Below are 11,314 nucleotides of genomic sequence, written 5' to 3' on the forward strand. Positions count from 1 at the left end.
GTGCGCGACTGTTGATAATCGGGCGGTTTTGCTTCCCTGACGCCCTCGGTCCGGCGGCCAGTGTCGGGTCCGGCGTGCAGGTTTGGGCGCATGAAGACGTTGACTCGCATGCAACTGGGAGCCCTGGGGGAGCAGCTGGCCGTGGAGCATCTGAGCGGTCAGGGGCTACAGATCTTGACCCGAAACTGGCGGTGCCGCTATGGCGAACTCGATGTGATCGCCTGTGAAGCTGCCACCCGCACCGTGGTGTTCGTTGAGGTCAAGACGCGCACCGGCGACGGGTACGGCGGGCTGGCCCAGGCGGTGACCGAAGGCAAGGTCCGCAGGCTGCGCCGCCTGGCCGGGTTGTGGCTGGCCGGTCAGGACCGCGGCTGGGCGGCCGTGCGCCTCGATGTCATCGGGGTGCGCATCGGCCGCAGCGCCAACCCCGAGATTACGCATCTGATGGGCGTGGGCTGATGGCGCTGGGGCGGGCGTTCTCGGTGGCGGTGTGCGGGCTGGACGGCGAGATCGTGGAAATCGAAGCCGACATCAGCTCGGGGCTGCCGGGGGTGCATCTGGTGGGTCTGCCCGACGCGGCACTGCAGGAATCCCGCGACCGGGTTCGCGCGGCGGTCACCAACTGCGGCAACAGCTGGCCATTGGCTCGGCTGACGCTCGCACTGTCGCCGGCCACCCTGCCGAAAATGGGTTCGGTCTACGACATTGCCCTGGCCGCCGCGGTGTTGTCGGCGCAGCGAAAAAAGCCGTGGCAGCGTTTGGAAAAGACGCTGTTGTTGGGGGAGTTGTCGCTGGACGGCCGGGTCCGCGCGGTGCGTGGCGTGCTGCCGGCCGTGTTGGCCGCCAAGCGCGATGGCTGGCCGGCCGTGGTGGTTCCGGCGGATAACTTGGCCGAGGCCAGCCTGGTGGATGGCATCGATGTCTGGGGTGTGCGCACCCTGGGACAACTGCAGGGCTGGCTGACGGGTGCTGCCGGTTTGGACAGTCGCAGCGGGCCCGCGGCCACCAGCGAGGGGACTTCGGCCGACTTGGCCGATGTGCTCGGGCAGTCCCAAGCGCGTTTTGCGGTCGAGGTGGCGGCGGCCGGTGCGCACCATCTCATGCTGACCGGTCCTCCCGGGGTAGGCAAAACGATTCTGGCACAACGCCTTCCGGGTTTACTGCCGCCGCTGTCGCGCGGCGAGTCACTGGAGGTCACCGCGATCCACTCGGTGGCTGGTTTGTTGTCGGGGGACACCCCGCTGATCACCCGGCCGCCGTTCGTGGCGCCGCACCACAGTTCCAGCGTCGTCGCGCTGGTGGGGGGCGGCACGGGCATGGCCCGCCCTGGCGCCGTCAGCCGGGCACATCGTGGGGTGTTGTTTCTCGACGAGTGCGCCGAGATCAGCGTCAGCGCCATGGAAGCGTTGCGAACTCCGTTGGAGGACGGAGAAATCCGCCTTGCCCGCCGCGACGGAGTGGCGTGTTACCCGGCCCGATTTCAGCTGGTGCTTGCCGCAAACCCGTGTCCATGCGCTCCAGCGGACCCGCAAGACTGCATCTGTGCGGCGGCGGTGAAGGGACGTTACCTCGGCAAACTGTCGGGGCCGTTGCTGGACCGGGTGGACCTGAGGGTACAGATGCATCCGGTGCGGGCCGGAGCCTTCTCGGCGGTGGCGGGCGAGTCGACCTCGCAGGTTCGTGACCGGGTGGCCCAGGCCCGCAACGCGGCCGCCCAGCGGTGGCAGCCGCACGGCTTTCGCGCCAATGCAGAAGTCAGCGGCCCCCTGCTGCGTCGGGAATTCCGGCTTGGCAACTCAGCGATGGTCCCGTTGCGCACGGCGCTGGATCGGGGGCTGCTCAGCATCCGCGGTGTCGATCGAACTCTGCGAGTCGCGTGGAGTCTGGCGGACTTGGCCGGCCGGGCGGCACCCGGCCTGGACGAGGTGTCGACCGCGCTGAGCTTTCGGCAGCCGGGAGCTTGCCGATGAGCGCGTCCGATAGTGCCTTGCGGGCCTGGGGTTACCTGTCGCGCGTGGCGGAGCCGCCGTGCGCGGAATTGGCTGCCCTGGTGCAACGAGTCGGCCCGGTAGAGGCGGCCGAGCGGATCCGGCGCGGCCAGGTTGACGGCGAGCTTGCCCGCTTGACCCGGGCCAGATGCGAAATCGATCGGGCCGCAGCGGATCTCGAGCAACTCGCGCGCCGTGGCGGGCGCTTGATCACACCCGACGACGACGAGTGGCCGGTGGTGGCCTTCACGGCTTTTTCTGGTTCGGCGATCCGGGCGAAGGGAAACGGCGGAGCTCCGATGGCGTTGTGGGTGCAGGGCCCCGCTCGCCTCGACCAGGTGGTTCAGCGCGCCGCCGCTCTCGTGGGAACCCGCGCCGCGACGGCATATGGCGAGCACATGGCCGCGGATCTGGCGGCCTGGTCGAACGTGACGTTGCGGTCATCTCCGGCGGTGCCTACGGAATCGACGGAGCGGCCCATCGCGCAGTGCTCATTGCCGAGGGCACCACGGTGGCGGTACTGGCCGGTGGGATCGACATCCCGTACCCCACCGGGCATTCGGCCCTGCTTCATCGGATCGGCCAGCACGGCTTGCTGGTCACCGAATACCCGCCGGGTGTGCGGCCGGCCCGGCATCGGTTCCTCACCCGCAACCGGTTGGTGGCTGCTCTCGGTGGCGCCGCGGTCGTGGTCGAAGCGGGGCTGCGTAGCGGTGCCGCCAACACCGCCGCGTGGGCTCGGGCGCTGGGGCGGATCGTGGCCGCGGTGCCCGGGCCGGCGACATCATCGGCTTCGGCGGGCTGCCATGTGCTGCTTCGCAACGGGGCGCAGCTGATCACCCGCGCCGATGAGATAGTCGAACTGGTCGGTCGGATCGGCGAATTGTCCCTCGAACAATCGCGTCCCACGTCCGTCCTGGACGGACTCAGCCAGTCCGAAAGTCAGGCCTATGAGGCATTGCCGGGTCGCGGCGCGATGAGCGTCGACGAGATCGCTGTCGCATCCGGGCTGGTGGCCGAACAGGTGATGGGGCGGTTGGCGATCCTCGAGGTGGCCGGACTGGCCGAGCGTGACGGCGGGCGGTGGCGCCTGGTGCGCGCCGGCCGCGCACGGCCCGCGGCCGAGGGCGTGCGGGCGCGGCTCGTATAGTCGACTGGGGTCGGATCTGGACAGGAGGCGTAGTGGCGGGTCGACCTGTACACACCTTCGAAGTCGTGGGTACCCAACAACTCGCGCCCCACATGGTCCGGGTGCGAGTCGGTGGCAGCGGCTTCGACACATTCGTTCCCAGCGAATTCACCGACTCTTACGTCAAGCTGGTTTTCGTCGCGCATGACGTCGGCGTGGCCGCACTGCCTCGGCCGTTGACACTGGATTGCTTTTCCAGTCTTCCGCCCGAGAAGCAGCCCGCGGTGCGGACCCTGACCGTCCGTCGTGTCGACGCCGCGGCGCGCGAAATCGTGCTCGACGTCGTGGCGCATGGCGAACACGGGGTAGCCGGTCAGTGGGCGGCGGCCGCGCAACCTGGCGAGCCGGTCTACCTGATGGGTCCTAACGGCGCTTACAAGCCCGACCCGGAGGCCGACTGGCATCTGCTGGCCGGCGATGAATCCGCGCTGCCGGCCATCGCCGCTGCGCTCGAGGCGCTGCCCGCCGACGCTGTCGGCAAAGCGTTCATCGAGGTTGCCGGTCCCGACGACGAGATCGAATTGCGCGCGCCGGAGTCGGTCCAGATCAACTGGGTCTACCGCGGTGGTCGCGCCGATCTGGTTTCAGCGGATCGTGCCGGCGACCATGCGCCGCTGATCGAGGCCGTCAAGACCGCCCTGTGGCTTCCCGGTCAGGTGCACGTCTTCATCCACGGCGAGGCCCAGGCCGTCATGCACAACTTGCGCCCCTAGATCCGCAAGGAGCGGGGTGTGGATGCGAAATGGGCGTCCTCAATCTCTGGTTACTGGCGACGCGGGCGCACCGAGGAGACGTTCCGGCATTGGAAAAGGGAATTGGCGGAGTCAGAAGCGGGTAGCTGACCGCCGGCTGGCATTCTCATCGCATGGCATTCGGCGACTATCAGTACGAGATCTACTTCCAGGGGCTATCCGGGGTAGTGCCAGGGCTGCCGATGGCCTTCGCCGAACTGGAGTCCAGGGCTCAGATGGCGCTGCCGCCGTCGGTGTGGTCATACGTGGTCGGCGGGGCCGGCGACGAGCGCACCCAGCGCGCCAACTGTGAGGCCTTCGACCGGTGGGGTCTGATGCCGCGCATGTTTGTCGGTGCCGCGGAACGCGACCTGACCGTGGAGATGTTCGGACTGACCCTGCCCTCACCGATCTTCCTGGCACCGATCGGCGTCATCGGACTGTGCGCCCAGGACGGCCACGGCGATCTGGCCACCGCGCGCGCGGCGGCCCGTACCGGAGTCCCGATGGTGGTCTCCACCCTGACAGCCGACCCCATGGAAGACGTGGCCGCCGAGTTCGGTGACACCCCCGGGTTCTTTCAGCTGTACACGCCGAAGGATCGCGAGCTGGCCGCCAGCCTGGTGCAGCGCGCCGAATCCGCGGGTTTCAAGGGCATCGTGGTCACCCTCGACACCTGGATCCCCGGCTGGCGGCCGCGTGACCTGAGCACCGCCAATTTTCCCCAACTACGCGGACACTGCCTGAGCAACTACACCAGCGACCCGGTGTTCCGCGCCGGCCTGCCCCGCCCCCCGGAGGAAGACCCGCAGGGGACCGTGCTGCGCTGGGCCCAGCTCTTCGGAAACCCGCTGACCTGGAGCGATCTCGCCTGGCTGCGCGAACTCACCGATCTGCCACTCATCGTCAAGGGCATCTGCCATCCCGATGACGCCCGGCGCGCCAAGGACGGGAGCGTGGATGGCATCTACTGCTCCACCCATGGCGGACGCCAGGCCAACGGCGGTCTTCCGGCCCTGGACTGTCTGCCGGGTGTGGTCGAGGCGGCCGACGGGCTGCCGGTGCTTTTCGACTCGGGGATTCGCAGTGGCGCCGACATCATCAAGGCGCTGGCGATGGGCGCGACGGCGGTCGGCATCGGGCGGCCCTACGCCTACGGATTGGCGCTGGGCGGCGTGGACGGCGTCGTGCATGTACTGCGCATGCTGCTCGCCGAAGCCGACCTGATCATGGCCGTCGACGGGTATCCCACGCGCAAAGATCTCACCCCGGACACATTGCGGCGCGTCAACTGAAACCCGCAGCGCTGTCTGCGACGGTGGGGGAGTGCCGGACAACAGCGAAGCGATTCTCGAGGAGTTCGACGAATACCTCGCACTGCAGTGCGGCCGCTCGGCCCACACTCGTCGCGCGTATCTGGGCGACCTGCGATCGCTGCTGGATTACCTCGCCGGCCGCGGCGCTGACCTGCGGGCACTGAGTCTGCCCGTGCTGCGGTCGTGGCTGGCTACCGCTGCGGGGGCCGGGGCGGCCCGAACGACGCTGGCCAGGCGCACCTCTGCGGTCAAGGCCTTCACCGCCTGGGCGGTGCGGCGCGGGCTGTTGGCCACCGACCCCGCGGCGCGGTTGCAGGTGCCCAAGGCGCACCGCACCCTGCCCGCCGTGCTGCGCCAGGACCAAGCGCTGGCGGCCATGACGGCGGCGAAGTCCGGCGCGCAGCAAGGGGATCCGCTGGCCTTGCGGGACCGCTTGATCGTCGAACTGCTGTATGCCACCGGGATCCGGGTGAGCGAACTGTGTGGTCTTGACATCGACGACGTCGACACCGGCCATCGGCTGGTGCGGGTGCTCGGGAAGGGAAACAAGCAGCGCACCGCGCCGTTTGGCCAGCCCGCTGCCGAAGCGCTTCAGGCCTGGCTGGCAGACGGACGTCCGGCACTGGCAACGGCGGAGTCCGGTCCGGCGCTGCTGCTCGGCGCCCGGGGCCGGCGCCTCGATGTGCGGCAAGCCCGCACGGTGGTTCATCAAACCGTCGCCGCGGTGGATGGGGCCCCCGACATGGGGCCGCACGGGTTGCGTCACAGCGCGGCCACCCATCTGCTTGAAGGTGGAGCCGACCTGAGGGTGGTCCAGGAGTTGCTCGGGCATTCCAGTTTGGCCACCACCCAGCTCTATACCCACGTGGCGGTCTCGCGACTGCGCGCCGTACACGATCAGGCCCATCCGCGGGCCTAGCCGGGCCCTCCGGCGGGGAGCTCAGCCCGTCACGGGCTTGAGCCGGATCGGGGTGGATTTCAGCAGGCCGAGCGGATCGACATAGTGGGCGTCCGACGCCGGCCCCCACATCGCGCCCCAATGCAGCCACGCCTTGGCTGGGCAGCCCGGGTGCCCAGCCACCAGGGTGCCTACCGCTGATCCCGCCGTCACGTGCTGGCCGGCTCGCACCGTCGGGCGCACCGGCTGGTAGCTGGTGCGCAAGCCGCCTGGATGGGCCAGCGAAACGACCGGCCAATCCGCCAAGGTTCCGGCATACACGACGGTCGCGTCACCGGCGGCAAAGATCGGCTCGCCGGGGACCCCGGCCAAGTCGACGCCGCGATGCCCGGGGCGCCAATTCGGTGTGGGTGCATCAAAACCACGCAACACGACCGCCGGCGGCCGCAACGGCCACTGCAACCGGGTGTCGTCGGCATGTGCCGCCGCCGCGCCCAGCAGCGACCAGGCGGCAAGCCAGGATGCCAACCAGGATGCAGCCACCGTCACCCGTCGCACATGATCAGTTCAATGCGCCGCCGGCGTCCTTGCCAGCCAAATTCGCGGATCTATGCGCCACGGGGCCGCTGTGGAAAAACCGTCGCCGGCTTCGGTGTAAACTTCTCGACGCAGCTCGCAACCGCGGGCTGACTTCGCGCGTCTGCTTCGCGGCCCGGTAGTTCAGGGATCCGCAACAGCATGCCGAGCGGTCCCGTAGCCGGAGTCTCCGGAGCGGGTTCGGCATCGCGGCAGGCGCCAGGGCCCCGGTTTCAGCCGATACCGGGCGAACAACCGACACAAGTAAGGCATCAGCATGGCTGTTGTAACCATGAAGCAGCTGCTTGACAGCGGCACCCACTTCGGGCACCAGACCCGTCGTTGGAATCCCAAGATGAAGCGGTTCATTTTCACCGACCGCAACGGCATCTACATCATCGACCTTCAGCAGACGCTGACCTTCATCGACAAGGCGTACGAGTTCGTCAAAGAGACCGTCGCCCACGGTGGAACCGTGCTGTTTGTCGGCACCAAGAAGCAGGCGCAGGAGTCCGTCGCCGCCGAAGCGACCCGCGTCGGCATGCCGTACGTGAACCAGCGCTGGCTGGGTGGCATGCTCACCAACTTCTCCACCGTGCACAAGCGGCTGCAGCGCCTCAAGGAGCTCGAGGCCATGGAGCAGACCGGTGGCTTCGAGGGCCGCACCAAGAAAGAGATCCTGGGCCTGACCCGGGAGAAGAACAAGCTCGAGCGCAGCCTCGGTGGTATTCGCGACATGGCCAAGGTGCCGTCGGCGATCTGGGTTGTCGACACCAACAAGGAGCACATCGCCGTCGGCGAGGCCCGCAAGCTGGGTATCCCGGTCATCGCGATCCTGGACACCAACTGCGACCCCGACGAGGTCGACTACCCGATCCCGGGCAACGACGACGCGATCCGCTCGGCCGCGCTGCTGACCAAGGTGATTGCCTCCGCGGTTGCCGAGGGCCTGCAGGCACGTGCCGGAGCGGGCCGCGGTGATGGCAAGCCTGTGGTCGAGGCCGCGGAGCCGCTGGCCGAATGGGAGCAGGAGCTGCTTGCCGGTGCCACTGCCACCGCCCCGGCCGAAGGCGCTGTCGCAACCGAAACAACCCCCACGGAAGGCTGAAATGGCGAACTTCACCGCTGCCGATGTCAAGCGACTTCGGGAGCTGACCGGTGCTGGCATGCTCGCGTGTAAGAACGCGCTCGCCGAAAGCGACGGAGACTTCGACAAGGCCGTCGAGGCGCTGCGGATCAAGGGTGCCAAGGACGTCGGCAAGCGCGCCGAGCGTGCGACCGCCGAGGGTCTGGTTGCTGCCAAGGATGGCGCGCTCATCGAGCTGAACTGCGAGACGGACTTCGTCGCCAAGAATGCGGAGTTCCAGAAGCTTGCCGACGACATCGTCGCTGCGGCGGTGGCGTCGAAGGCCGCTGATGTTGACGCGCTCAAGGCGGCCAGCATCGGCGGTCAGACGGTCGAGGAGGCCATCGGGGCGCTCTCGGCCAAGATCGGCGAGAAGCTGGAACTGCGTCGCGTCGCGATCTTCGGCGGCACGGTCGAGACCTACCTGCACCGTCGGGCGGCCGACCTGCCGCCGGCGGTCGGGGTGCTGGTCGAGTACACCGGTGCCGGTGCCGAAGCGGCGCATGCGGTGGCACTGCAGATCGCCGCGCTCAAGGCGCGCTACCTCTCGCGCGAGGATGTGCCCGAAGACCTGGTGGCCAGCGAGCGCCGTATCGCCGAGGAGACCGCAAAGGAAGAGGGCAAGCCCGAGCAGGCGCTGCCCAAGATCGTCGAGGGCCGGCTCAACGGCTTCTTCAAGGACGCTGTGCTGCTCGAACAGCCCTCGGTGTCCGACAGCAAGAAGAGCGTCAAGGCTCTGCTCGACGACGCTGGTGTGACGGTCACGCAGTTCGTCCGGTTCGAGGTGGGCCAGGCCTAGCTTGGGCTACCGTCGACCGTATGGTCCGTGTCCACGCTTTCGGTGACGACGTCCTCGGTGACCTTGACGCTGTCGGCCTAGCCGATGCCATCCGGTCCGGCCAGTTGGGTGCGGTCGAGGTTGTCGAGGCCGCCGTCGCGCGGACCGAAGCGGTCAACGCCCGGCTCAACGGCGTGGCGCACGCCGATTTTGACCGGGCGCGAGACGCGGCTCAGCAGCACGGGCGCGGGTCGGGGCGCGGCTTCTTCGGCGGGGTGCCGAGTTATATCAAGGACAACGTCGACGTCAGTGGCCTGCCGACGATGCGGGGCACTGACGCGTGGGTGCCCCGTCGGGCCGGTACCGACAGTGAGATTGCCCGGGAACTGCTGTCTACCGGATTGATCGCGTTGGGTAAGACGCAGATGTCGGAGTTCGGCTTCTGCGCCGCGGCCGAGCATCCCCGGTTGGGCCCGGTCCGTAATCCGTGGAATACCGGCCACACCGCGGGCGCCTCCTCGTCGGGATCGGGGGCGTTGGTGGCCGCGGGCGTGGTGCCGATCGCGCACGCCAACGACGGCGGGGGTTCGATCCGAATTCCGGCATCCTGTAACGGCCTCGTCGGGCTCAAGCCGTCGCGCGGTCGGCTGCCATTGAATTCGCAATTGCGCCGACTGCCACTGGTCATCGTCGCCAATGGTGTGCTGACCCGGTCGGTGCGCGACACCGCTGCCATCTACCGCGAGGTCGAGCGCAGCTGGCGGCCGAGTGGATTGCCACCCATCGGGGACGTCACCCGGCCCGGCACCGAGCGGCTCAAGATCGCGGTGGTGACTCGCTCGGTCGACGGTGAATGCGGCACCGAGATGCGGGAACTGACATTGAAGACCGCCGGGCTTCTCGAGGAACTTGGGCACCGGGTCGAATATGTCGAACAGGTTCCGGTACCGGAGTCTTTGCCCGACGACTTCATCTTGTACTGGGGCTTCTTGGCCACCGCGCAGGTGCTTACCGGCCGCTATTCTTTCGGTAAGTCGTTCGATCGCAACCGGTTGGACAGTTTGACACTCGGGTTGGCTCGCCACGCCAACCGCAATGTGCACCGCTTACCCACGGCGGTGGCCCGGTTGCGTACGCTGCGGCGGCACACAGAGCGGTTCTTCCAACGCTATGACGTGGTACTCACGCCTGCCCTCGCGGACCCGCCGCCGCAGGTCGGCTACCTTTCGCCCACTGACTACCACCAGGTCATCGAGCGGCTGCGCAAGTGGGTCACCTTTACTCCGCTGCAGAACGTCACCGGTGACCCGGCGATTTCGCTACCGCTGGCCCAATCCTCGGATGGGTTGCCGGTGGGCATGATGCTCACGGCTGACATCGGCCGCGAAGCCCGCCTGCTCGAGCTGGCCTACGAATTGGAGGAAGCGCAGCCTTTCGCGCGCATCCACGTACCCGGGTGAATGTAGACGTGCCCGCTATTCGGTGCCCAGCATCTCCAGCATCCGTTTGAACTCACGCTGCTCAGCTGGGGTCAGCTTGGCCAGGATGCGGTCATCGGCGCCGCGCACGACGACCTCCGCGCGCTTCAACAAGGCCCGTCCGGGTGCGGTCAAGGTGGCAGGCAGGGCGCGACCGGAGGGCACTGATGCTGGGCGCGATACCGCGCCGACCTCTTCCAATTTGCGCAGCACCGTGTTCATCGCCTGCGGTGTGACATTGGTGTGGCGGGCCAACTCGGCGCTGGACAGGCCGGGCGACGCCGAGAGTATGCGTAGACAGACGAATTCCGGCAACGTCAGCCCCAGGGGGCTCAGTGCGGTAGAAACCTCTGGCCGCAGCACCGCTGCGGCCCGGTAGAGCAGGAACCCTAGCGGGGCTTCTTCGGCTTGACCCATGTCAACCATCCTGACATATCGCGCGGAAGGCGGTCGCGATCGTCGCCGGGAAGCGCTTGGTTCAGCAAAGGCCGGCAATTGATGCCGCTGTAAGAGCTGATGCCAATGATGCTGCAGTGTAAAAGGAAACAAACTGAAAATGCACAGTCCCCGCAGCTAGATCGGTGTGGCAAAACAATTCCCGGGTTATCGGTGTTTGGGTCCGGCGGCACCCGGAAACCCAGTTGAAAGCGGTTGGCCCCCAGGGCTCCGGCGTTAACGCCGGAGCCCTGTCTTTCGGATGCTCTGGTCGCCGACGTTCACTTGCCGGTCGACTGGGCGGAAGCCAGCAACGGGCTGAGCCGATAGTCGACCAGGCGCCTCATCACCAGCCCCGTTGTGGTCTTCTCGACGCCGTCGATGTCAAGGATCTGACCTGCGATGCGGTAAAGGTCCTCGGCGTTGCGGGCGACGATGTGGACCAGCAAGTCGGTGACACCGCTGAGCCCGTGGACTTCGAGAACCTCGGGCACACCCTCGAGTGCATTGCCGATCTCGCCCAGTTTGCGTTGCGTGACGGTCACCATGATGAAGGCGGTCAGCGAATAGCCAAGTGCGGCAGGATCGATGCGGCGCTCGAAAGACTGAAGGACGCCGTCCGCTTCCAGCTTGGCCAACCGTGCGTGAATCGTGTTGCGGGCCAACCCCGTAGTGTGCGCCAGCGCGACTACGGCCGCGCGCGGATCCTTGATCAGGGCGTGCAGGATTTGCGTATCGATGTCATCGATGAGGTGATCCCGCTTGGGCATATTGCCCTCCTTGAGGCCGAAGTAACACA

The 11,314-nt window shown here is 67.5% G+C and carries 10 protein-coding genes and 2 pseudogenes; 9 read left to right on the plus strand and 3 right to left on the minus strand.

The genetic code is table 11. From position 1 onward, the window contains the following. Nucleotides 1-90: 90 nt before the first annotated feature. From MMSP_RS10400 to MMSP_RS10425, 6 genes and pseudogenes are all read left to right on the plus strand, one after another. A complete protein-coding gene (locus MMSP_RS10400; protein ID WP_011740111.1) occupies nt 91-459 on the plus strand; it encodes a YraN family protein in 369 nt (122 codons plus the stop codon). Beyond that, on the plus strand, nt 459-1,970 hold the full coding sequence (locus tag MMSP_RS10405; RefSeq protein ID WP_020786562.1) for a YifB family Mg chelatase-like AAA ATPase: 1,512 nt from the start codon (nt 459-461) through the stop codon (nt 1,968-1,970). Before MMSP_RS10400 ends, MMSP_RS10405 begins: the two co-directional genes overlap by 1 nt. After that, nucleotides 1,967-3,138, plus strand: a pseudogene (gene dprA, locus MMSP_RS10410) (DNA-processing protein DprA). The gene MMSP_RS10405 and the pseudogene dprA overlap by 4 nt, the downstream one beginning before the upstream one ends. A gap of 32 nt (nt 3,139-3,170) precedes the next feature. Continuing rightward, nucleotides 3,171-4,019: pseudogene (locus MMSP_RS10415) on the plus strand (siderophore-interacting protein). Between the two features lie 23 nt (nt 4,020-4,042). Then, nucleotides 4,043-5,203 (plus strand): lactate 2-monooxygenase, encoded by a 1,161-nt coding sequence (locus MMSP_RS10420; protein WP_020786565.1) that lies wholly within the window; start codon nt 4,043-4,045, stop codon nt 5,201-5,203. 31 nt (nt 5,204-5,234) lie between these two features. Beyond that, the gene (locus tag MMSP_RS10425) at nt 5,235-6,143 is read left to right on the plus strand and encodes a tyrosine recombinase XerC (RefSeq protein WP_012393616.1); all 909 of its coding nucleotides are present in this window, start codon (nt 5,235-5,237) and stop codon (nt 6,141-6,143) included. A gap of 21 nt (nt 6,144-6,164) precedes the next feature. Here the strand turns inward: MMSP_RS10425 and MMSP_RS10430 are convergent, their stop codons facing one another. Then, nucleotides 6,165-6,671, minus strand: a complete 507-nt coding sequence (locus MMSP_RS10430; protein ID WP_020786566.1) for a M23 family metallopeptidase — start codon at nt 6,669-6,671, stop codon at nt 6,165-6,167. A gap of 304 nt (nt 6,672-6,975) precedes the next feature. On the opposite strand from MMSP_RS10430, the gene rpsB reads away from it, so the two are divergent. Genes rpsB through MMSP_RS10445 form a run of 3 tightly spaced genes read left to right on the plus strand, consistent with a single transcriptional unit; the run spans nt 6,976 to nt 10,062 of the window. Beyond that, the gene (gene rpsB / locus MMSP_RS10435) at nt 6,976-7,806 is read left to right on the plus strand and encodes a 30S ribosomal protein S2 (RefSeq protein ID WP_015355195.1); all 831 of its coding nucleotides are present in this window, start codon (nt 6,976-6,978) and stop codon (nt 7,804-7,806) included. Nucleotide 7,807: 1 nt separating this feature from the next. After that, a complete protein-coding gene (gene tsf, locus MMSP_RS10440; protein ID WP_011740116.1) occupies nt 7,808-8,623 on the plus strand; it encodes a translation elongation factor Ts in 816 nt (271 codons plus the stop codon). A gap of 20 nt (nt 8,624-8,643) precedes the next feature. Continuing rightward, complete coding sequence (locus MMSP_RS10445; protein WP_020786569.1) at nt 8,644-10,062, plus strand: amidase; 1,419 nt, start codon at nt 8,644-8,646, stop codon at nt 10,060-10,062. Nucleotides 10,063-10,077: 15 nt separating this feature from the next. On the opposite strand, the gene MMSP_RS10450 is transcribed toward MMSP_RS10445, so the two are convergent. Both MMSP_RS10450 and MMSP_RS10455 read right to left on the minus strand, forming a co-directional pair. Next, nucleotides 10,078-10,497 carry a MarR family winged helix-turn-helix transcriptional regulator gene (locus tag MMSP_RS10450; RefSeq protein WP_012393620.1) on the minus strand — a complete coding sequence of 140 codons (420 nt, stop codon included), beginning with the start codon at nt 10,495-10,497 and terminating at the stop codon, nt 10,078-10,080. Nucleotides 10,498-10,796: 299 nt separating this feature from the next. Then, nucleotides 10,797-11,285, minus strand: a complete 489-nt coding sequence (locus MMSP_RS10455; protein WP_012395638.1) for an Lrp/AsnC family transcriptional regulator — start codon at nt 11,283-11,285, stop codon at nt 10,797-10,799. Nucleotides 11,286-11,314 lie beyond the last annotated feature (29 nt).

The sequence above is a fragment of the Mycobacterium sp. 012931 genome (assembly GCF_000419295.1).
Taxonomy (GTDB): Bacteria; Actinomycetota; Actinomycetes; order Mycobacteriales; family Mycobacteriaceae; genus Mycobacterium; species Mycobacterium marinum.

Coding starts and splice junctions, on each gene's coding strand:
- MMSP_RS10405 (WP_020786562.1), top strand. CDS start 459: ATGGCGCTGGGGCGGGCGTTCTCGGTGGCGGTGTGCGGGCTGGACGGC.
- MMSP_RS10455 (WP_012395638.1), bottom strand. CDS start 11,285: ATGCCCAAGCGGGATCACCTCATCGATGACATCGATACGCAAATCCTG.
- MMSP_RS10445 (WP_020786569.1), top strand. CDS start 8,644: ATGGTCCGTGTCCACGCTTTCGGTGACGACGTCCTCGGTGACCTTGAC.
- MMSP_RS10400 (WP_011740111.1), top strand. CDS start 91: ATGAAGACGTTGACTCGCATGCAACTGGGAGCCCTGGGGGAGCAGCTG.
- MMSP_RS10420 (WP_020786565.1), top strand. CDS start 4,043: ATGGCATTCGGCGACTATCAGTACGAGATCTACTTCCAGGGGCTATCC.
- MMSP_RS10450 (WP_012393620.1), bottom strand. CDS start 10,497: ATGGGTCAAGCCGAAGAAGCCCCGCTAGGGTTCCTGCTCTACCGGGCC.
- tsf (WP_011740116.1), top strand. CDS start 7,808: ATGGCGAACTTCACCGCTGCCGATGTCAAGCGACTTCGGGAGCTGACC.
- rpsB (WP_015355195.1), top strand. CDS start 6,976: ATGGCTGTTGTAACCATGAAGCAGCTGCTTGACAGCGGCACCCACTTC.